Here is an 18,271-nt window from a genome sequence, read left to right as displayed (position 1 = left end):
TAATCGGGAGAAACCGATGTCAGAGTTGATGAACATTTTCGGCCAGCCGACCGGCCCTCAGAGCTTCGATCAGATCCGTATTTCGATCGCCAGCCCTGAGCGCATCCGGTCCTGGTCCTACGGCGAGATCAAGAAGCCGGAGACCATCAACTACCGCACCTTCAAGCCGGAGCGGGACGGCCTGTTCTGCGCCCGCATCTTTGGTCCGATCAAGGACTACGAGTGCCTCTGCGGCAAGTACAAGCGCATGAAGTATCGCGGCATCATCTGCGAGAAGTGCGGCGTCGAGGTCACCCTGTCCAAGGTGCGCCGCGAGCGCATGGGTCACATCGAACTGGCCAGCCCGGTGGCGCACATCTGGTTCCTGAAGTCGCTGCCGAGCCGCATCGGCCTGCTGCTCGACATGACCCTGAAGGACCTGGAGCGGGTGCTCTACTTCGAGTATTTCGTCGTGGTCGAGCCCGGCCTGACGCCGCTGAAGATGCATCAGCTGATGAGCGAGGAGGAGTTCCTCACCGCCCAGGAAGAGTACGGCGAGGACGCCTTCGAGGCGATGATCGGCGCCGAAGCCATGAAGAAGATGCTCTCCTCCCTGGAACTGGAGGAGGAGCGCGTCGACGTGCGTGAGGAACTGCGCGAGACCGGTTCCGAGGCCAAGCGCAAGAAGCTGGTCAAGCGCCTGAAGCTGATCGAGGCCTTCCTCGAGTCCGGCGCCCGTCCGGAGTGGATGATCCTCGACGTCGTGCCGGTGATCCCGCCCGAGCTGCGCCCGCTGGTGCCGCTGGACGGCGGCCGCTTCGCGACCTCCGACCTCAACGATCTCTATCGCCGGGTCATCAACCGCAACAACCGCCTGAAGCGCCTGATCGAGCTGCGCGCGCCGGACATCATCGTGCGCAATGAAAAGCGCATGCTGCAGGAGGCCGTCGACGCCCTGTTCGACAACGGCCGCCGCGGCCGCGTCATCACGGGCGCCAACAAGCGGCCGCTGAAGTCGCTGTCCGACATGCTGAAGGGCAAGCAGGGCCGCTTCCGTCAGAACCTGCTCGGCAAGCGCGTCGACTACTCCGGCCGCTCGGTCATCGTGGTCGGTCCCGAACTGAAACTCCATCAGTGCGGCCTGCCGAAGAAGATGGCGCTGGAGCTGTTCAAGCCCTTCATCTACTCCAAGCTCGAACTCTACAACATGGCCTCCACCATCAAGGCGGCCAAGCGCATGGTGGAGAAGGAGCGTCCCGAGGTCTGGGACATTCTGGAAGAGGTGATCCGCGAGCATCCGGTGCTGCTGAACCGCGCGCCGACGCTGCACCGCCTCGGCATCCAGGCCTTCGAGCCGGTGCTGATCGAGGGCAAGGCGATCCAGCTGCACCCGCTGGTCTGCACCGCCTTCAACGCCGACTTCGACGGCGACCAGATGGCGGTTCACGTGCCGCTGTCGCTGGAGGCCCAGCTCGAAGCCCGTGTCCTCATGATGTCGACGAACAACATCCTGTCGCCGGCCAACGGCAAGCCGATCATCGTGCCGTCGCAGGACATCGTTCTGGGTATCTACTACCTGTCGATGGAGGCCGAAGGCGAGCAGGGCGAAGGCATGATGTTCGGCGACATGGGCGAGATCGAGCACGCGCTCGCCAGCGGCGCCGTCAGCCTGCACGCCAAGGTGAAGGCGCGCTATCACACGGTCGACCCCGAGGGCAATCCGATCCGCGTGATCGTCGACACCACCCCGGGCCGCATGAAGCTGTCCGAGGTGCTGCCGCGTCACCCGAACGTGCCCTTCAGCTTGCTCAACAAGGTGCTGACCAAGAAGGAAATCACCGAGCTGATCGACATCGTCTATCGCCACTGCGGCCAGAAGGACACGGTCATCTTCTGTGACCGCATCATGTCGCTGGGCTTCGGCTACGCCTGCAAGGCCGGCATCTCCTTCGGCAAGGACGACCTCATGATCCCGGACGCCAAGCAGGGTCTGGTGGAAGAGGCCCAGGCCAAGGTGAAGGAGTTCGAGCAGCAGTACCTCGACGGCCTGATCACCCAGGGCGAGAAGTACAACAAGGTGGTCGATGTCTGGTCGCAGTGCACCGACCGGGTGGCCGACGAGATGATGAAGGTCATCTCCGGGACCGCGGGGCGCGACGTCAACGCCGTCTACATGATGGCCGACTCCGGCGCCCGTGGTTCGGCGGCGCAGATCAAGCAGCTCGCCGGCATGCGCGGCCTCATGGCCAAGCCGTCGGGCGAGATCATCGAGACGCCGATTATCTCGAACTTCAAGGAAGGCCTTACCGTGCTGGAGTACTTCAACTCCACCCACGGCGCCCGCAAGGGCTTGGCCGACACCGCCCTGAAGACGGCGAACTCAGGCTACCTGACCCGCCGCCTGGTGGACGTCGCGCAGGACGCCATCATCATCGAGGACGACTGCGGCACCGAGAAGGGCCTCACCGTTTCCGCGGTGGTCGACGGCGGCGAGGTCATCGCCTCCCTGGGCGAGCGCATCCTTGGCCGCACGGCCCAGGAAGACATCGTCGACCCGCTGTCGGGCGACGTCATCCTGAAGCGCGGCGAGCTGGTCGAGGAAGACAAGATCGACGCCATCGAGCGGGCCGGCATCGACACCATCTTCATCCGCTCCGCGCTGATGTGCGAGTCGGTTGGCGGAATGTGTGGCGCCTGCTACGGCCGTGACCTGGCGCGCGGCACGAAGGTCAACGTGGGCGAGGCGGTCGGTGTGATCGCGGCCCAGTCGATCGGCGAGCCGGGCACCCAGCTGACCATGCGGACCTTCCACATCGGCGGCGCGGCGCAGCGTGGCGCCGAGCAGTCCTCGGTCGAGGCCGGCTTCGACGCCAGCATCAAGATCGCCAACCGCAACGTGGTCATGAACTCCGACGGTATCCCGGTGGTCATGGGCCGCAACCTGGAGGTCGTGCTGCTGGACGAGAAGCAGCGCGAGCGGGCCCGTCACCGCGTGCCCTACGGCGCCAAGCTGCTGGTCGACGACGGGAAAGAGGTCAAGGTCGGCGACAAGCTGGCCGAATGGGACCCCTACACCATCCCCATCATCACCGAGCGCGAGGGCACGGTGAACTACGTCGACCTCATCGAGGGCACCTCGATGCGCGAGGTGATGGACGAGACCACCGGCATTTCCAACCGCGTGGTCATCGACTGGAAGCAGCAGCCGCGCGGCAACGACCTGAAGCCGCGTGTGACCCTGCGCGATGAAAAGGGCGAGGTGGTGACCCTGGCCAACGGCATGGAGGCGCGTTACTTCATGTCGGTCGACGCCATCCTCTCGGTCGACAACGGCGCCCTCGTGAGGGCGGGCGACGTGCTGGCCCGTATTCCGCGGGAATCCTCCAAGACACGCGATATCACCGGCGGTCTGCCGCGGGTGGCCGAACTCTTCGAGGCCCGCAAGCCGAAGGACTACGCCATCATCAGCGATATCGAGGGGCGCGTCGAATTCGGCAAGGATTACAAGACCAAGCGCCGCATCGTCGTGGTGCCGGAGGGCGAGGATGCCGAGCCGCGCGAATACCTGATCCCGAAGGGCAAGCACATCTCGGTCCAGGAGGGCGACTTCGTCCAGGTCGGCGATATGCTGCTTGACGGTAACCCGGTACCGCACGACATCCTCGAGGTCCTCGGCGTCGAGGCCCTGGCGGACTACCTGATCGACGAGATCCAGAGCGTCTACCGCCTGCAGGGCGTGAAGATCAACGACAAGCACATCGAGGTGATCGTCCGCCAGATGCTGCAGAAGGTCGAGATCCACGACGGCGGCGATACGACCCTGCTGGTCGGCGAGCAGGTCGACCGCGACGAGTTCGACGCGGTCAACGACAAGGTGATCGCCGACGGCGGCAAGGCCGCCAGCGGCAGCCCTGTCCTCCAGGGCATCACCAAGGCCAGCCTGCAGACCCGCTCCTTCATCTCGGCTGCCTCCTTCCAGGAGACCACCCGGGTGCTGACGGAAGCGGCGACCCACGGCAAGGAAGACCGCCTGATCGGCCTCAAGGAGAACGTCATCGTCGGTCGCCTGATCCCGGCCGGTACCGGCTCGGTCATGAACCGCCTGAAGCGAATCGCTGCAGCCCGTGATCGCGAGCTGATTGAGGAGCGCGAGCAGGCGGCTCTGGCCAGCGGCGCCGAGTCGGAGGTTTCCGAGGAGGAGACCTCGGTGGCCTGACGGCCACAAGAGTAAGTTTGTTCCAAATTGCGCCGCGATCGGGAAATTAAGTTGCCGTCGATCCCGATTGCGGCGCATCCTTGGAAGCCTCCGATAAAGTAAGGTTTCCTTGGCTTAACGTGCTTGACGGGGCATAGGCGCATCAATATATTGCGCCAACCTTTCGGGGGGCTGGTGGTAGGCCCGTTGCGGTCTAGACGCAGTCCCTGGCGATTACGGTAATGAAATTTTAGGCAAGCTGTTTTCGACGGCGTTTTCGCATCCGCAGGGCCGAGCCTTCGGCCTTTGCGGTGCTTTGTCTCGAAAAACGGGCGCATAGGAAAGCTAATGCCAACGATCAACCAGTTGATCCGTAAGCCGCGCAAACCTGAGGTTGCGCGCAACAAGGTGCCGGCCCTGGAGGCCTGCCCGCAGAAGCGCGGTGTCTGCACCCGCGTCTACACCACGACGCCGAAGAAGCCGAACTCGGCTCTTCGTAAGGTCGCCCGCGTGCGCCTGACCAACGGTTTCGAGGTCACCAGCTACATTCCTGGCGAGGGTCACAACCTCCAGGAACACTCGGTGGTCATGATCCGTGGCGGCCGTGTGAAGGACCTGCCTGGCGTTCGCTACCACATCATCCGTGGCACGCTGGATACCCAGGGCGTGAAGGATCGCCGTCAGCGCCGTTCGAAATACGGCGCCAAGCGGCCGAAGTAAGGTAGGAGAGAAGAGGCATGTCTCGCCGTCATCGCGCCGAAAAACGGGAAGTGTTGCCCGATCCGAAATTCGGCGACGTCGTTCTCAGCAAGTTCATGAATTGCCTTATGTTCGACGGCAAGAAGTCCGTCGCCGAAGGCATCGTCTATGGCGCGCTCGATCGTGTTCAGGAGCGCGGCAGCCAGGACCCGGTTCGTGTGTTCCACGAGGCCCTGGACAATGTGAAGCCGGAAATCGAGGTGCGTTCCCGCCGTGTCGGCGGCGCCACCTACCAGGTGCCGGTCGAGGTGCGTCACGACCGCGGACAGGCGCTTGCCATCCGCTGGCTGATCAACGCCTCCCGCGCCCGCTCGGAGCTGACGATGACCGAGCGTCTGGCCGGTGAACTAATGGACGCGTCAAATAACAGGGGTTCGGCAGTCAAGAAGCGGGAAGACACCCACCGTATGGCCGAGGCCAACAAGGCCTTCTCGCACTACCGCTGGTAACCCACGAAGAGTAGACCGTCATGGCACGCACAACCCCTCTCGACCGCTACCGTAACATCGGCATCATGGCTCACATTGATGCCGGTAAGACCACGACGACGGAGCGCGTCCTCTACTACACCGGTGTCTCCCACAAGATCGGTGAAGTCCACGATGGCAACGCCACCATGGACTGGATGGAGCAGGAGCAGGAACGCGGTATCACCATTACCTCCGCGGCGACGACCTGCTTCTGGAAGGACCACCGGATCAACATCATCGACACCCCGGGTCACGTCGACTTCACCATTGAGGTGGAGCGCTCGCTGCGCGTGCTGGACGGCGCCGTGGCGGTGTTCGATTCCGTGGCCGGTGTCGAGCCGCAGTCGGAGACGGTCTGGCGTCAGGCCGATAAGTACAAAGTTCCGCGTATCTGCTTCGTCAACAAGATGGACCGCACCGGCGCCGACTTCTATCGCTGCGTCGACATGATCGTGGACCGTCTGGGCGCGCAGCCGATGGTGCTGCAGCTGCCGCTGGGCGCCGAGGCCGACTTCAAGGGCGTCATCGATCTGATTTCGATGAAGGCCATTGTCTGGCTGGACGAGTCGCTGGGTGCCCAGTTCGAGGAGCAGGACATTCCGGCCGACCTGGCCGACAAGGCCGCCGAGTACCGCGAGAAGATGATTGAGCTGGCGGTCGAGCAGGACGACGCCGCCATGGAGGCCTACCTCGAGGGCAACGAGCCCGACGAGGAGACCCTCAAGAAGTGCATCCGCAAGGGCACCTGCAGCCTGGCCTTCGTGCCGGTGCTGAACGGTACGGCCTTCAAGAACAAGGGCGTGCAACCGCTGCTGGACGCCGTGGTCGACTATCTGCCCTCGCCGGTGGAAGTGCCGGACGTCAAGGGCGTGAAGCCGGACTCGGAGGACATCGAGACCCGTCCGTCCAGCGACGACGCGCCGGCCGCGGGCCTGGCCTTCAAAATCATGACCGACCCCTTCGTCGGTTCGCTGACCTTCGTGCGGGTCTACTCCGGCGTGATCACCACGGGCACTCAGATCCTGAACTCGGTGAAGGGGCAGCGCGAGCGCGTCGGCCGTATGCTGCAGATGCACTCCAATCACCGTGAGGACATCAAGGAGGCCCATGCCGGCGACATCGTCGCCATCGCGGGCCTCAAGAGCACGACCACGGGTGAGACGCTGTGCGACGCGCAGAACCCGATCATTCTGGAGCGCATGGAATTCCCCGATCCCGTCATCGAGGTGGCGGTGGAGCCGAAGACCAAGAGCGACCAGGAGAAGATGGGTGTGGCCCTGAGCCGTCTGGCCCAGGAGGATCCCTCCTTCCGCGTCTCGACCGACGCCGAGAGCGGCCAGACCGTCATCAAGGGCATGGGCGAACTGCACCTCGACATCATCGTCGATCGCATGCGCCGCGAGTTCAAGGTCGACGCCAACGTGGGCGCCCCGCAGGTGGCCTACCGCGAGACCATCACCCGCCAGTCCGAGATCGACTACACCCATAAGAAGCAGACCGGTGGTTCCGGTCAGTTCGCCCGCATCAAGCTGGTCTTCGAGCCGCTGGAGCCGGGCGAGGGTTTCGTCTTCGAGAACGCCATCACCGGTGGCGCGGTGCCGAGGGAGTTCATCCCGGGCGTCGAAAAGGGCCTCAACTCCGCGATGGAGACGGGCGTCCTGGCCGGCTTCCCGATGATCGACTTCAAGGTGACGCTGACCGACGGCGCGAGCCACGACGTCGACTCCAGCGTCCTGGCCTTCGAAATCGCGTCGCGCGCCGCTTTCCGCGAGGGCGTGCCGAAGTCGGGCCCGGTGCTGCTGGAGCCGATGATGAAGGTCGAGGTGGTGACCCCGGAAGAGTACATGGGCGACATCATCGGCGACCTGAACAGCCGGCGCGGCATGGTTCAGGGCATGGACAGCCGCGGCAACGCCCAGGTGATCAACGCCATGGTGCCGCTGGCCAATATGTTCGGCTACGTGAACAACCTGCGCTCCATGAGTCAGGGCCGCGCCCAGTACACGATGGTTTTCGACCACTACGAGAAGGTCCCGCAGGCGGTGGCCGACGAAGTGGTCTCCAAGTTGGCCTGAGTTAGGCCCGAGTTTAAGCCAGAACGAGCAGTCAAAGCCGAGTTACGGAGAAGTAAGACCGATGGCGAAGGAAAAGTTTGAGCGGACAAAGCCGCACTGCAACGTAGGTACGATTGGCCACGTTGACCACGGTAAGACGACGCTGACGGCGGCGATTACGAAGGTTTTGGCGGAGAGTGGCGGTGCCACGTTCTCGGCTTACGACCAGATCGACAAGGCGCCGGAGGAGAAGGCGCGCGGGATCACGATTTCGACGGCGCACGTTGAGTACGAGACGGCGAACCGTCACTACGCGCACGTCGACTGCCCGGGCCACGCCGACTACGTGAAGAACATGATCACGGGCGCGGCGCAGATGGACGGTGCGATCCTGGTGGTTTCGGCGGCTGACGGTCCGATGCCGCAGACGCGCGAGCACATTCTGCTGGCGCGCCAGGTTGGCGTTCCGGCGATCGTTGTGTTCATGAACAAGGTGGACCAGGTCGACGACGAGGAGCTGCTGGAGCTTGTCGAGCTTGAGATCCGCGAGCTTCTGTCGTCCTACGACTTCCCGGGCGACGACATTCCGATTGTGAAGGGTTCGGCGCTGGCGGCGCTGGAGGGCACCAACGAGGAGATCGGCAAGCAGGCGATCCTGAAGCTGATGGAAGAGGTTGACGCCTACATCCCGCAGCCGGACCGTCCGAAGGACAAGCCGTTCCTGATGCCGATCGAGGACGTTTTCTCGATTTCGGGCCGTGGCACGGTTGTGACGGGCCGCGTTGAGAGCGGCATCGTGAAGGTCGGCGACGAGATCGAGATTGTCGGCATCCGCGACACGCAGAAGACGACCTGCACGGGCGTCGAGATGTTCCGCAAGCTGCTGGACTCGGGCGAGGCGGGCGACAACATCGGCGCGCTGCTGCGCGGCGTTGGCCGTGAGGACGTTGAGCGCGGCCAGGTTCTGGCCAAGCCGGGCTCGATCACCCCGCACACGAACTTCAAGGCGGAAGCCTACATCCTGACGAAGGAAGAGGGTGGCCGTCATACCCCGTTCTTCACCAACTACCGCCCGCAGTTCTACTTCCGCACGACGGACGTGACGGGCGTTGTGACGCTGCCGGAAGGCACGGAGATGGTGATGCCGGGCGACAACGTGACGATGAGCGTCGAGCTGATCGCGCCGATCGCCATGGACGAGGGCCTGCGCTTCGCCATCCGCGAAGGCGGCCGTACCGTCGGCGCGGGCGTCGTCGCCGGTATCGAAAAGTAAGTAACTTGAGAAACGCCGGCCCAATTCCGGGCCGGCGTTGAATTTTGGATGGCGCTGAAAATGGACAGCCAAGATATTCGCATTCGCCTGAAGGCTTTCGATCACCGTGTGCTCGACCAGTCGACCTCGGAGATCGTGGGCACGGCGAAGAGAACCGGTGCGCAGGTGCGCGGCCCGATTCCGCTTCCGACCCGGATCGAGAAGTTCACGGTGCTGCGCTCGCCGCACATCGACAAGAAGAGCCGCGAGCAGTTCGAGATCCGGACGCACAAGCGGCTGCTCGACATCGTCGATCCGACCCCGCAGACGGTGGACGCGCTGATGAAGCTCGACCTCGCCGCCGGCGTCGACGTCGAGATCAAGCTGAAGGGCTAGGGTAATGCGGACTGGTCTGATTGCGCAGAAGATGGGCATGACCCGCGTTTTCACGCCGGAAGGCGAGAACGTGCCGGTCACCGTTCTGCAGATGAAGGATTGCCAGGTGGTGGCGGTCCGCACCGCTGAGAAGGACGGCTATGACGCCGTGCAGCTGGGTGCGGCCAAGGCCAAGGCGAATCGCGTTTCCAAGCCGATGCGCGGCCACTACGCCAAGGCGAAGGTGGAACCGAAGCGCCGGCTGGCCGAGTTCCGCGTCTCCAACGACGCGCTGCTCGAGGTCGGGCAGGAGCTGTCGGCGGCCCATTTCGTTGCCGGCCAGCGCGTTGACGTGACCGGCACTTCGATCGGTAAGGGTTTCGCCGGTGCCATGAAGCGGCACAACTTCAGCGGCCTGCGTGCCAGCCACGGCGTGTCGATTTCGCACCGTTCGCACGGTTCGACCGGTAACAGCCAGGACCCGGGCCGCGTGTTCAAGGGTAAGAAGATGGCCGGCCACATGGGCGACCGTCGGGTTACCACCCAGAACCTGGAAGTGGTCTCGATCGACGAGGACCGGGGCCTGATTCTGGTGCGTGGTGCGGTGCCGGGCGCCGAGGGCAGCTGGGTCATGGTGCGTGACGCCGTGAAGCGCAGCCGTCCCGAGGAAGTCCCCTATCCGGCCGGCCTGAAGAGCCAGCCGGAAGCGGAGCAGCCGGAAGCGGCCCCCGAAGAGGCGCCGGAAGTGGCGGCCGAGGCGTCTGCCGACGCGCCGGCTGAGGATAAGAAGGATCAGTAGCCATGAAGTGTCCGGTTACGACACTCGACAATAAGAAGGCGGGCGAGATCGATCTCGACGATTCCGTCTTCGGGCTTTCGCCGCGTCAGGACATCCTTGCGCGCGTGGTGAAGTGGCAGCTCGCGAAGCGCCGCGCCGGCACGCACAAGGTGAAAACCCGCGGTGAAGTCGCGGGCTCGACCCGTAAGCTCTTTCGCCAGAAGGGCACCGGCAACGCGCGCATGGGCTCGGCTCGCACCACCCAGCGTCGCGGCGGTGGCACCGTCTTCGGCCCGGTGGTGCGCGACCACAGCCACGAGCTGACCAAGAAGGTTCGCCAACTGGGCCTCAAGACCGCGCTCTCCACCAAGGCTGCCGAAGGCAAGCTGGTGGTGCTGGAAGACGCGGCGGTGAAGGAGCCCAAGACCAGTGAGCTGGCGAAGAAGTTCGCCGCGCTGGGCTGGTCCTCGGTGCTGATCATCGACGGCGCCCAGGTCGACGGCGGTTTCGCCAAGGCGGCGCGCAACCTGCCGCTGGTCGACGTGCTGCCGCAGCAGGGCGCCAATGTGTACGACATTCTGCGCCGCGACACCCTGGTGCTGACCAAGGGCGCGGTGGAAGCGTTGGAGGCGCGACTGAAATGAGCCGGGCACGCGCATTCAAGAATGAGACGACCAAGGTATCGTCGGAGCGGATGTACGAAGTGATCCGCCACCCGGTGGTGACGGAAAAGTCCACCCTGGGCTCGGAGCACAACCAGATCACCTTCGTGGTGCCGCTGGACGCCACCAAGCCGGAGATCAAGGCCGCGATCGAGGAGATCTTCAAGGTCAAGGTCAAGGCGGTGAACACCCTGCGCAACAAGGGCAAGGTGAAGCGTTTCCGCGGCCTGAAGGGCAAGCGCTCCGACGTGAAGAAGGCATTTGTGACTCTGGACGAAGGTCACAGCATCGACGTGACCACGGGGATCTAAGCGATGGCGCTTAAGAATTTCAATCCGACGACTCCGGGCCGCCGCAACCTCGTGCTGGTGGACCGTGGTGACCTCTGGAAGGGCGCGCCGGTCAAGAAGCTGACCGAGGGCCTGACCAAGAAGGGCGGCCGCAACAACACCGGCCGCATCACGGCGCGGCGTCGCGGCGGCGGCCACAAGCGGCTGTATCGCATTGTCGATTTCAAGCGCCGCAAGTTCGACGTGCCGGCCACGGTCGAGCGCCTGGAGTACGATCCGAACCGCAGCGCCTTCATCGCCCTGGTGAAGTACGAGGATGGTGAGCAGAGCTACATCCTGGCGCCGCAGCGCCTGGCGATCGGCGACCAGGTGATCTCCGGCGAGAAGGCGGACATCAAGCCGGGCAACGCCATGCCGCTGGCCTCCATTCCGGTCGGCACCATCGTCCACAACGTGGAGATGAAGCCGGGCAAGGGCGGCCAGATCGCGCGCTCGGCGGGCACTTATGTGCAGCTGGTCGGGCGCGACGCCGGCTACGCCCTGCTGCGCCTCGGCTCCGGCGAAGTGCGCATGGTGCGGGCCGAGTGCATGGCCTCCATCGGCGCGGTGTCCAATCCGGACCAGGCCAACGCCAAGCTGGGCAAGGCGGGCCGCAAGCGCTGGACCGGCAAGCGGCCGGCGGTGCGCGGCGTGGCCATGAACCCGGTCGATCACCCGCACGGTGGTGGTGAGGGCCGGACCTCGGGCGGCCGTCACCCGGTGACCCCCTGGGGCAAGCCGACCAAGGGTGCCAAGACCCGTCGTAACAAGAAGACGAACGCGCTGATCGTGCGTCGTCGTCACAAGAAGCGCTAAGGGAGCGAAGGCAGTGTCACGCTCTGTTTGGAAGGGTCCGTTCGTCGACAGCTATCTGCTGAAAAAGGCAGAGGCATCGCGCGGTTCGGGTCGCAACGAGATCATCAAAACCTGGTCCCGTCGCTCGACCATCATGCCGCAGTTCGTCGGTCTGACGTTCGGTGTGTACAACGGCAAGAAGTTCCTGCCGGTCCTGGTGACCGAAAACATGGTGGGCCACAAGTTCGGCGAGTTCGCGCCGACGCGCACCTTCTTCGGGCACGCGGCGGATAAGAAGGCCAAGAGGGGCTAAGTCCATGGGTAAGCCGAAACATCCCGGTCAGCTGGCCGAGAACGAAGCGCGCGCCGTGGTCCGCAACCTGCGCACCAGCGCGCAGAAGCTGAACCTGGTGGCGCAGTCGATCCGCGGCAAGAGCGCCGAGCAGGCCCTGGCGGAGCTGACCTTTTCGAAGCGCCGCATCGCCAACGACGTGAAGAAGGCTCTGCAGTCGGCCATCGCCAACGCGGAGAACAATCATCAGCTCGACGTCGACCGGCTCTATGTGGCCGAGGCGACTGCCGGCAAGAGCTTTGTCATGAAGCGTTTCCGCGCACGGGCGCGCGGCCGCGCTGGAAGAATCGAGAAGCCCTGGAGCCGCCTCACCGTGGTGGTCCGTGAGCGCGAGGAAACGGCGTAATGGGTCAAAAAGTTAATCCGATCGGCCTTCGGCTGGGCATCAACCGCACCTGGGATTCCCGCTGGTTCGCGGACGACAACTACGCGGACCTGCTGCACGAGGACCTGCGCATCCGCAAGTACCTGCGCAAGCGTCTGCAGCAGGCGGGCGTGTCGCGCATCGTCATCGAGCGGCCGGCCAAGAAGGCACGCATCACGATCCACACCGCGCGTCCCGGCGTCGTCATCGGCAAGAAGGGCGCGGACATCGAGAAGCTGCGCTCGGCGCTGCAGGCCATGACCGGCAGCGAGGTGCACCTGAACATCGTCGAGATCCGCAAGCCGGAGATCGACGCCACGCTGGTGGCCGAGAATATCGCCAACCAGCTTGAGCGCCGTGTCGCTTTCCGCCGCGCCATGAAGCGGGCCGTGCAGTCGGCCATGCGTCTGGGCGCCAACGGCATCCGCATCAACTGCGGCGGCCGTCTGGGCGGTGCGGAAATCGCGCGGACCGAGTGGTACCGCGAAGGCCGCGTGCCCCTGCACACGCTGCGCGCCGACGTCGACTACGGCGAGGCGACGGCGAAGACCACCTACGGCGCCTGCGGCGTCAAGGTCTGGGTTTTCAAGGGCGAGATCCTGGCCCACGACCCGATGGCGCAGGACAAGCGGGCGCAGGAAGCCCAAACCGCGAGGTAAGGGGCGGCGCGCTAGGGCCGCTTGGGCGACGAGAAGTTTTGAGGAACGACGGTTATGTTGCAGCCGAAACGAACTAAGTACCGGAAGGCCCACAAGGGCCGTATCCACGGCAAGGCCAAGGGCGGCACGCAGCTGAACTTTGGCGCCTACGGTTTGAAGGCGACCAGCCCGGGCCGCGTCTCGGCGCGGCAGATCGAGGCCGCCCGCCGCACGATCACGCGCCACATGAAGCGCGTCGGCAAGCTGTGGATCCGCGTCTTCCCGGACGTCCCGGTCTCCTCCAAGCCGGCGGAAGTCCGCCAGGGTAAGGGTAAAGGCTCGCCGGAATGGTGGGCCGCGCGGGTGAAGCCCGGCCGGGTTCTCTTCGAGCTCGAGGGCGTTCCCCAGGATCTGGCACGCGAGGCCTTTACGCTGGCCGCCGCGAAGCTGCCGGTTAACACCAAGTTCATCACCCGCCTCGGCGGTGAGGAGCACTAAGTCATGAAGGCAGAAGATCTGCGGACCAAGTCCGCTGACGAGTTGAAGGAGTCGCTGGTCGGCTTGCGGAAGGAGCAGTTCAACCTGCGCTTCCAGCAGGCGAGCGGTCAGCTGGAAAATACGGCGCGCGTGCGGCAGGTTCGCCGCGATATCGCGCGAATCAAAACGATCCTGCGCGATAAGCAGCAGGCGGCGTCTTAGGAGTAACGGCTATGCCGCGTCGGATCTTGCAAGGTGTGGTGGTGAGCGATAAGGGCGACAAGACGATTACCGTCTTGGTCGAGCGTCGCGTCATGCACCCGGTCTACAAGAAATTCATCAAGCTGTCGAAGAAGTACCGTGCCCACGACGAGGGCAATAGCTGCCACGTCGGCGACACGGTGCGGATTCGCGAGTGCCGTCCCATTTCCAAGTCCAAGACTTGGGAAGTGGTGACCGGCGAACAGGCGGCTTAGCAGAGCTAGGAAAGGGCAGGACCGATGATCCAGATGCAGACCCAGCTCGACGTCGCCGACAATTCGGGTGCGCGCCGCGTGCAGTGCATCAAGGTGCTTGGCGGCTCGAAGCGCAAGACGGCGGGCGTCGGTGACGTGATCGTCGTCTCGGTGAAAGAAGCCATTCCGCGCGGTCGCGTGAAGAAGGGCGACGTCCACCAGGCTGTGATCGTTCGTACGGCGAAGGAAATTCACCGCAACGACGGCAGCACCATCCGCTTCGATAACAACGCGGCGGTGCTGATCAACAAGCAGGGTGAGCCGATCGGCACCCGTATCTTCGGCCCGGTGACGCGTGAGCTTCGTGCCAAGAATTTCATGAAGATCATCTCTCTGGCCCCTGAGGTGCTGTGATGGCCAAGAAGTTCAAGATCAAGAAGGGCGACAAGGTGGTCGTGACCACCGGCCGCGACAAGGGCAAGGAAGGCGAGGTCCTGCGCGTGCTGCGCGAAGACGACCGCGTCCTGGTCCAAGGCGTCAACATGGTCAAGCGCCACACCGCGCCCTCCCAGATGTCGCCTGGCGGCATCGTCGAGAAGGAAGCTTCGGTCCACATTTCCAATGTGGCCCTCATCGATCCGAAGTCGAGCAAGCCGACCCGCGTCGGTTACAAGTTCGACAAGGACGGACAGAAGACCCGGGTCGCGAAGCGCTCCGGTGAGACAATCGATCTCTAAGCGAAGGTCAGCGATATGAAACCGCGCTTGAAAGAGCACTATGATACTGAGTTGAAGGCTTCCATGATGGAAGAGTTCGGCTACAAGAATGCGATGGAAGTGCCGCGCCTCGAGAAAATCGTCATCAACATGGGTGTCGGTGAGGCCGTGGCGGATTCCAAGAAGATCAAGTCCGCCGTCAACGAAATGGCGCTGATCTCCGGCCAGCAGCCGGTGGTCACCAAGGCCAAGAAGTCGGTCGCGACCTTTAAGCTGCGCGAGGGTATGCCGGTAGGCTGCAAAGTGACCCTGCGCCGCGAGCGGATGTATGAGTTTCTCGACCGCCTGATCACCATCGCGCTGCCGCGCGTGCGTGACTTCCGTGGCGTGTCGGGCAAGAGCTTCGACGGCCGTGGCAACTACGCCATGGGCCTGAAGGAGCAGATCGTCTTCCCGGAAATCGATTACGACAGCGTCGACGAGATCCGCGGCATGGACATCATCATCTGCACCACCGCGAAGACGGACAAAGAAGCCCATGCCCTGCTCAAGGGTTTCGACATGCCGTTTCGGGCCTAAGAGGGGCGGAAGGAAAAAGTAATGGCGAAGAAGAGTGCCGTAGAGAAGAACAAGGCCCGCAAGAAGATGGTGGACCGCTTTTCGGCGAAGCGGGCTGCGCTCAAGCAGGTTGCGCGTGACCGCACGCTGCCGCCGGAAGAGCGCTTCCAGGCCTATCTGAAGCTTGCAGAGCTGCCGCGCAATTCGACGAAGGGTCGTGTGCGCAACCGCTGCCAGGTGACCGGGCGCCCGCGTGGCGTCTACCGTAAGTTCCAGCTGTCGCGCATTACCCTGCGTGAGCTGGCTTCGGTCGGTCAGATCCCTGGCATGGTTAAGTCGAGCTGGTAGGAGGAAGTCGGGCGATGGCTATGAGCGATCCCCTCGGTGATATGCTGACGCGTATCCGCAACGGACAGCGGACCGGTAAGTCGAAGGTCCGCGCGCCGGCTTCGAAGCTGCGTGCCAATGTCCTTGAGGTGCTGAAGCGAGAGGGTTACATCCGCGACTATCGTACTGAAGCGGACGATCGGGGACTGAGTGAAGTCGAGATCGAGCTGAAGTACAACGAGGGCGCACCGGTGATCCAGGAGATCTCGCGGGTTTCGCGTCCGGGTCGCCGGGTCTATTCGAAGATCAAGGAGCTGCCGCGGGTCTACAATGGCCTCGGCATCAGCATCCTGTCCACGCCGCGCGGGGTCATGTCCGACCAGGAAGCGCGTGCTGCGAACGTGGGTGGTGAAGTGCTCTGCCGCGTCTACTAATGACGCTGATGTGTTGAGGAACTGACTGATGTCGCGTGTAGGAAAGAACCCCGTCGAGGTACCCGCGGGGGTCGAGGTCGCCATCAAGGGAGGCCTCGTCTCGGCGAAGGGCAAGTTGGGTACCCTGGATTTCCAGGCGACCGACGACGTGCAGATCACCCAGGAAGACAACAAGGTCTGGGTGAAGCCGGTCAACGAGACCAAGAAGGCCCGCGCCATGTGGGGCACGGCCCGTTCGCGCATCCAGAACATGGTGCAGGGCGTCTCCGAGGGATTCACCAAGGAGCTGGAGATTAACGGTGTCGGCTATCGTGCCGCGGTTCAGGGCCAGGCGCTGAACCTGCAGCTCGGCTTCAGCCACGATGTCTCCTATCCGATCCCCGAGGGCATCACCATCAAGTGCGAGAAGCCGACGTCGATTTCTATTTCCGGCGCGGACAAGCAGAAGGTCGGCCAGGTTGCCGCTGAGATCCGCAGCTACCGCCCGCCCGAGCCCTACAAGGGCAAGGGCGTGAAGTACGCGGACGAGGTCATCCTGCGCAAGGAAGGCAAGAAGAAGTAAGAGCCATGAAGACTTCAAAGCAACTCCACGATCGGCGCAAGATGCGCGTGCGCAGCACGCTCGCGCGCAAGGGCAGCGGGCGGCCGCGTCTGTCGGTTTTCCGCTCCGGCAAGCACATCTATGCCCAGGTCATCGACGACAACCAGGGCCGCACCATTGCCGCGGCGTCCAGCGTCGACAGCACGCTGAAGGCGAAGCTGAAGAACGGCTCGGACAAGGCGGCGGCGGCCGAGGTCGGCAAGCTGCTGGCCGAGCGGGCCGTGGCGGCCGGCATCAAGGAAGTCCTCTTTGACCGCGGTGGTTACCTCTTTCATGGGCGCGTGAAGGCCTTGGCCGACGCGGCTCGTGAAGGCGGTTTGACGTTTTAAGGGAAGATAGATCCATGGCACGAGCTCCCCGCGAAGGGCGGTCCCGCGATGATCGCCGGCAGCGTGACAACGACGAGCCGGAACTGATTGAGAAGCTGGTCGGCATCAACCGCGTGGCCAAGGTGGTCAAGGGCGGCCGCCGCTTCGGCTTCGCCGCTCTGGTGATCGTCGGCGACGGCCGCGGCCGCGTCGGCCACGGCCACGGCAAGGCGCGCGAGGTGCCTGAGGCGATTCGCAAGGCGACCGAGCAGGCCAAGAAGCAGATGGTCCGTGTGCCGCTGCGCGAGGGCCGCACCCTGCACCACGACATCAGGGGCCGCTTCGGCGCCGGCCGTGTGCTGCTGCGCGCCGCCGAGGCCGGTACCGGCATCATCGCCGGCGGCCCGATGCGCGCCGTCTTCGAGGCGCTCGGCGTTCAGGACGTGGTCGCCAAGTCGGTCGGCTCCTCCAACCCCCACAACATGATCCGGGCGACCTTCGAAGCCCTGGGGCGCAGCGCCAGCCCCCGCATGGTGGCCCAGCGCCGCGGCAAGAAGGTCTCCGACATCCTCGGCAAGCGCGACACCGCGGCCGCCGAGGCGCGGGAGTAACGATCCATGTCTGCAGCGAAGAAGACCCTTAAGGTCACCCAGATCGGCAGCCCGATCGGCCGCACCAAGGACCAGCGGGCGACCCTGGTCGGGCTCGGCCTCAACAAGATGAACCGCTCGCGCGAGCTGGAAGACACGCCCGCGGTGCGCGGCATGATCAACAAGGTGAAGCACCTGGTGCGCGTCGAGGGCGAGGCCTGAGGCCGCCGGGACATCCACGGGAAAGACCGGGAAAAGGCGTCCAGGGCGACGCTCCGGTGAAGGATAAAGTGCAATGAAACTCAATGAGTTGAGCGACAATCAGGGAGCCACCAAAGGCCGCAAGCGCATCGGCCGCGGCATTGGCTCGGGCAAAGGCAAGACTTCCGGCCAGGGACACAAGGGCCAGAAGGCGCGCTCCGGCGTGGCCATCAAGGGCTTCGAGGGCGGCCAGATGCCGCTGCACCGCCGCCTGCCGAAGCGTGGCTTCAACAACATCTTCGCCAAGGACTACAAGGTGGTGAACACCGGCCGCCTGCAGGGCGCGATCGACGCCGGCCGTCTGGACGCGGGCAAGCCGGTCGATGCGGCGGCGCTGAAGGAAGCCGGCCTCATCAAGTCGGCGCCGGACGGCATTCGCCTCCTTGCAAAGGGCGAGTTGAAGGCCAAGATCAATATAACCGTTGCGGGCGCGTCCAAGGCCGCGGTCGAGGCGGTTGAGAAGGCCGGTGGTTCGGTGACCGTGGTTGTCAAAGCTCCGGCCGGTGAAAGCGCGCCCGCTTCCGAATAAACGGGCGCGATCC

The 18,271-nt window shown here is 64.1% G+C and carries 26 protein-coding genes; all 26 read left to right on the top strand.

Annotated elements, in window-relative coordinates:
- Positions 1-16: 16 nt before the first annotated feature.
- The 26 genes from rpoC to rplO all read left to right on the top strand — a co-directional run bounded on the left by rpoC (position 17) and on the right by rplO (position 18,258).
- Positions 17-4,195, top strand: a complete 4,179-nt coding sequence (gene rpoC / locus H7X47_RS07955; protein ID WP_193368125.1) for a DNA-directed RNA polymerase subunit beta' — start codon at positions 17-19, stop codon at positions 4,193-4,195.
- A 327-nt stretch (positions 4,196-4,522) separates the two neighbouring features.
- Positions 4,523-4,894 (top strand): 30S ribosomal protein S12, encoded by a 372-nt coding sequence (gene rpsL, locus H7X47_RS07950; RefSeq protein WP_193368124.1) that lies wholly within the window; start codon positions 4,523-4,525, stop codon positions 4,892-4,894.
- A gap of 17 nt (positions 4,895-4,911) precedes the next feature.
- Positions 4,912-5,382 (top strand): 30S ribosomal protein S7, encoded by a 471-nt coding sequence (gene rpsG, locus H7X47_RS07945; RefSeq protein WP_193368123.1) that lies wholly within the window; start codon positions 4,912-4,914, stop codon positions 5,380-5,382.
- 20 nt (positions 5,383-5,402) lie between these two features.
- Positions 5,403-7,478, top strand: a complete 2,076-nt coding sequence (gene fusA, locus H7X47_RS07940) for an elongation factor G (RefSeq protein ID WP_193368122.1) — start codon at positions 5,403-5,405, stop codon at positions 7,476-7,478.
- 61 nt (positions 7,479-7,539) lie between these two features.
- Positions 7,540-8,730 carry an elongation factor Tu gene (gene tuf, locus H7X47_RS07935; protein WP_193368121.1) on the top strand — a complete coding sequence of 397 codons (1,191 nt, stop codon included), beginning with the start codon at positions 7,540-7,542 and terminating at the stop codon, positions 8,728-8,730.
- A 60-nt stretch (positions 8,731-8,790) separates the two neighbouring features.
- Positions 8,791-9,105 carry a 30S ribosomal protein S10 gene (rpsJ, locus tag H7X47_RS07930; RefSeq protein ID WP_193368120.1) on the top strand — a complete coding sequence of 105 codons (315 nt, stop codon included), beginning with the start codon at positions 8,791-8,793 and terminating at the stop codon, positions 9,103-9,105.
- Between the two features lie 4 nt (positions 9,106-9,109).
- Positions 9,110-9,883 carry a 50S ribosomal protein L3 gene (rplC, locus tag H7X47_RS07925; RefSeq protein ID WP_193368119.1) on the top strand — a complete coding sequence of 258 codons (774 nt, stop codon included), beginning with the start codon at positions 9,110-9,112 and terminating at the stop codon, positions 9,881-9,883.
- Positions 9,884-9,885: 2 nt separating this feature from the next.
- Positions 9,886-10,506 (top strand): 50S ribosomal protein L4, encoded by a 621-nt coding sequence (rplD, locus tag H7X47_RS07920; protein ID WP_193368118.1) that lies wholly within the window; start codon positions 9,886-9,888, stop codon positions 10,504-10,506.
- Positions 10,503-10,835: a 50S ribosomal protein L23 gene (locus H7X47_RS07915; protein ID WP_193368117.1), complete on the top strand. Its 333-nt coding sequence runs from the start codon at positions 10,503-10,505 to the stop codon at positions 10,833-10,835. Before rplD ends, H7X47_RS07915 begins: the two co-directional genes overlap by 4 nt.
- A gap of 3 nt (positions 10,836-10,838) precedes the next feature.
- Positions 10,839-11,669: a 50S ribosomal protein L2 gene (rplB, locus tag H7X47_RS07910; protein ID WP_193368116.1), complete on the top strand. Its 831-nt coding sequence runs from the start codon at positions 10,839-10,841 to the stop codon at positions 11,667-11,669.
- A 13-nt stretch (positions 11,670-11,682) separates the two neighbouring features.
- Positions 11,683-11,961 carry a 30S ribosomal protein S19 gene (gene rpsS, locus H7X47_RS07905; RefSeq protein ID WP_193368115.1) on the top strand — a complete coding sequence of 93 codons (279 nt, stop codon included), beginning with the start codon at positions 11,683-11,685 and terminating at the stop codon, positions 11,959-11,961.
- A gap of 4 nt (positions 11,962-11,965) precedes the next feature.
- Complete coding sequence (rplV, locus tag H7X47_RS07900; RefSeq protein ID WP_193368114.1) at positions 11,966-12,346, top strand: 50S ribosomal protein L22; 381 nt, start codon at positions 11,966-11,968, stop codon at positions 12,344-12,346.
- Positions 12,346-13,023: a 30S ribosomal protein S3 gene (rpsC, locus tag H7X47_RS07895; RefSeq protein WP_193368113.1), complete on the top strand. Its 678-nt coding sequence runs from the start codon at positions 12,346-12,348 to the stop codon at positions 13,021-13,023. The genes rplV and rpsC overlap by 1 nt, the downstream gene beginning before the upstream one ends.
- Before the next feature lie 54 nt (positions 13,024-13,077).
- The gene (gene rplP / locus H7X47_RS07890) at positions 13,078-13,500 is read left to right on the top strand and encodes a 50S ribosomal protein L16 (RefSeq protein WP_193368112.1); all 423 of its coding nucleotides are present in this window, start codon (positions 13,078-13,080) and stop codon (positions 13,498-13,500) included.
- A gap of 3 nt (positions 13,501-13,503) precedes the next feature.
- A complete protein-coding gene (rpmC, locus tag H7X47_RS07885) occupies positions 13,504-13,701 on the top strand; it encodes a 50S ribosomal protein L29 (RefSeq protein ID WP_193368111.1) in 198 nt (65 codons plus the stop codon).
- 11 nt (positions 13,702-13,712) lie between these two features.
- Positions 13,713-13,955 carry a 30S ribosomal protein S17 gene (gene rpsQ, locus H7X47_RS07880; RefSeq protein ID WP_193368110.1) on the top strand — a complete coding sequence of 81 codons (243 nt, stop codon included), beginning with the start codon at positions 13,713-13,715 and terminating at the stop codon, positions 13,953-13,955.
- Between the two features lie 24 nt (positions 13,956-13,979).
- Positions 13,980-14,348 (top strand): 50S ribosomal protein L14, encoded by a 369-nt coding sequence (rplN, locus tag H7X47_RS07875; RefSeq protein WP_193368109.1) that lies wholly within the window; start codon positions 13,980-13,982, stop codon positions 14,346-14,348.
- Entirely contained in the window at positions 14,348-14,671 is a 324-nt protein-coding gene (gene rplX / locus H7X47_RS07870; protein WP_193368108.1) for a 50S ribosomal protein L24, read from the top strand. The genes rplN and rplX overlap by 1 nt, the downstream gene beginning before the upstream one ends.
- A 15-nt stretch (positions 14,672-14,686) precedes the next feature.
- The gene (gene rplE, locus H7X47_RS07865) at positions 14,687-15,229 is read left to right on the top strand and encodes a 50S ribosomal protein L5 (protein WP_193368107.1); all 543 of its coding nucleotides are present in this window, start codon (positions 14,687-14,689) and stop codon (positions 15,227-15,229) included.
- A gap of 21 nt (positions 15,230-15,250) precedes the next feature.
- Positions 15,251-15,556: a 30S ribosomal protein S14 gene (gene rpsN, locus H7X47_RS07860; RefSeq protein WP_193368106.1), complete on the top strand. Its 306-nt coding sequence runs from the start codon at positions 15,251-15,253 to the stop codon at positions 15,554-15,556.
- 14 nt (positions 15,557-15,570) lie between these two features.
- On the top strand, positions 15,571-15,969 hold the full coding sequence (gene rpsH / locus H7X47_RS07855) for a 30S ribosomal protein S8 (RefSeq protein ID WP_193368105.1): 399 nt from the start codon (positions 15,571-15,573) through the stop codon (positions 15,967-15,969).
- Between the two features lie 28 nt (positions 15,970-15,997).
- Positions 15,998-16,531 (top strand): 50S ribosomal protein L6, encoded by a 534-nt coding sequence (rplF, locus tag H7X47_RS07850; RefSeq protein ID WP_193368104.1) that lies wholly within the window; start codon positions 15,998-16,000, stop codon positions 16,529-16,531.
- A 5-nt stretch (positions 16,532-16,536) separates the two neighbouring features.
- Complete coding sequence (gene rplR, locus H7X47_RS07845; RefSeq protein ID WP_193368103.1) at positions 16,537-16,899, top strand: 50S ribosomal protein L18; 363 nt, start codon at positions 16,537-16,539, stop codon at positions 16,897-16,899.
- A 14-nt stretch (positions 16,900-16,913) separates the two neighbouring features.
- The gene (rpsE, locus tag H7X47_RS07840; protein ID WP_193368102.1) at positions 16,914-17,489 is read left to right on the top strand and encodes a 30S ribosomal protein S5; all 576 of its coding nucleotides are present in this window, start codon (positions 16,914-16,916) and stop codon (positions 17,487-17,489) included.
- 6 nt (positions 17,490-17,495) lie between these two features.
- A complete protein-coding gene (gene rpmD, locus H7X47_RS07835; protein WP_193368101.1) occupies positions 17,496-17,690 on the top strand; it encodes a 50S ribosomal protein L30 in 195 nt (64 codons plus the stop codon).
- 73 nt (positions 17,691-17,763) lie between these two features.
- Positions 17,764-18,258 (top strand): 50S ribosomal protein L15, encoded by a 495-nt coding sequence (gene rplO / locus H7X47_RS07830; RefSeq protein ID WP_193368100.1) that lies wholly within the window; start codon positions 17,764-17,766, stop codon positions 18,256-18,258.
- Positions 18,259-18,271: the final 13 nt, after the last annotated feature.

It is taken from the genome of Pelagibius marinus, from assembly GCF_014925385.1.
Classification (GTDB): Bacteria; Pseudomonadota; Alphaproteobacteria; order Kiloniellales; family Kiloniellaceae; genus Pelagibius; species Pelagibius marinus.
Note: the sequence above shows the minus strand (reverse complement) of the source record. Positions and strands in the feature narration are given on the sequence as shown.

Coding starts and splice junctions, on each gene's coding strand:
- rplB (WP_193368116.1), top strand. CDS start 10,839: ATGGCGCTTAAGAATTTCAATCCGACGACTCCGGGCCGCCGCAACCTC.
- rpmD (WP_193368101.1), top strand. CDS start 17,496: ATGTCTGCAGCGAAGAAGACCCTTAAGGTCACCCAGATCGGCAGCCCG.
- rpsG (WP_193368123.1), top strand. CDS start 4,912: ATGTCTCGCCGTCATCGCGCCGAAAAACGGGAAGTGTTGCCCGATCCG.
- rplF (WP_193368104.1), top strand. CDS start 15,998: ATGTCGCGTGTAGGAAAGAACCCCGTCGAGGTACCCGCGGGGGTCGAG.
- fusA (WP_193368122.1), top strand. CDS start 5,403: ATGGCACGCACAACCCCTCTCGACCGCTACCGTAACATCGGCATCATG.
- rplP (WP_193368112.1), top strand. CDS start 13,078: ATGTTGCAGCCGAAACGAACTAAGTACCGGAAGGCCCACAAGGGCCGT.
- H7X47_RS07915 (WP_193368117.1), top strand. CDS start 10,503: ATGAGCCGGGCACGCGCATTCAAGAATGAGACGACCAAGGTATCGTCG.
- rplO (WP_193368100.1), top strand. CDS start 17,764: ATGAAACTCAATGAGTTGAGCGACAATCAGGGAGCCACCAAAGGCCGC.
- rpsQ (WP_193368110.1), top strand. CDS start 13,713: ATGCCGCGTCGGATCTTGCAAGGTGTGGTGGTGAGCGATAAGGGCGAC.
- rpsE (WP_193368102.1), top strand. CDS start 16,914: ATGGCACGAGCTCCCCGCGAAGGGCGGTCCCGCGATGATCGCCGGCAG.
- rpsN (WP_193368106.1), top strand. CDS start 15,251: ATGGCGAAGAAGAGTGCCGTAGAGAAGAACAAGGCCCGCAAGAAGATG.
- rpmC (WP_193368111.1), top strand. CDS start 13,504: ATGAAGGCAGAAGATCTGCGGACCAAGTCCGCTGACGAGTTGAAGGAG.
- rplV (WP_193368114.1), top strand. CDS start 11,966: ATGGGTAAGCCGAAACATCCCGGTCAGCTGGCCGAGAACGAAGCGCGC.
- rpsL (WP_193368124.1), top strand. CDS start 4,523: ATGCCAACGATCAACCAGTTGATCCGTAAGCCGCGCAAACCTGAGGTT.
- rplC (WP_193368119.1), top strand. CDS start 9,110: ATGCGGACTGGTCTGATTGCGCAGAAGATGGGCATGACCCGCGTTTTC.
- rplN (WP_193368109.1), top strand. CDS start 13,980: ATGATCCAGATGCAGACCCAGCTCGACGTCGCCGACAATTCGGGTGCG.
- rplX (WP_193368108.1), top strand. CDS start 14,348: ATGGCCAAGAAGTTCAAGATCAAGAAGGGCGACAAGGTGGTCGTGACC.
- rpoC (WP_193368125.1), top strand. CDS start 17: ATGTCAGAGTTGATGAACATTTTCGGCCAGCCGACCGGCCCTCAGAGC.
- rplD (WP_193368118.1), top strand. CDS start 9,886: ATGAAGTGTCCGGTTACGACACTCGACAATAAGAAGGCGGGCGAGATC.
- rpsC (WP_193368113.1), top strand. CDS start 12,346: ATGGGTCAAAAAGTTAATCCGATCGGCCTTCGGCTGGGCATCAACCGC.
- tuf (WP_193368121.1), top strand. CDS start 7,540: ATGGCGAAGGAAAAGTTTGAGCGGACAAAGCCGCACTGCAACGTAGGT.
- rplE (WP_193368107.1), top strand. CDS start 14,687: ATGAAACCGCGCTTGAAAGAGCACTATGATACTGAGTTGAAGGCTTCC.
- rpsJ (WP_193368120.1), top strand. CDS start 8,791: ATGGACAGCCAAGATATTCGCATTCGCCTGAAGGCTTTCGATCACCGT.
- rplR (WP_193368103.1), top strand. CDS start 16,537: ATGAAGACTTCAAAGCAACTCCACGATCGGCGCAAGATGCGCGTGCGC.
- rpsH (WP_193368105.1), top strand. CDS start 15,571: ATGGCTATGAGCGATCCCCTCGGTGATATGCTGACGCGTATCCGCAAC.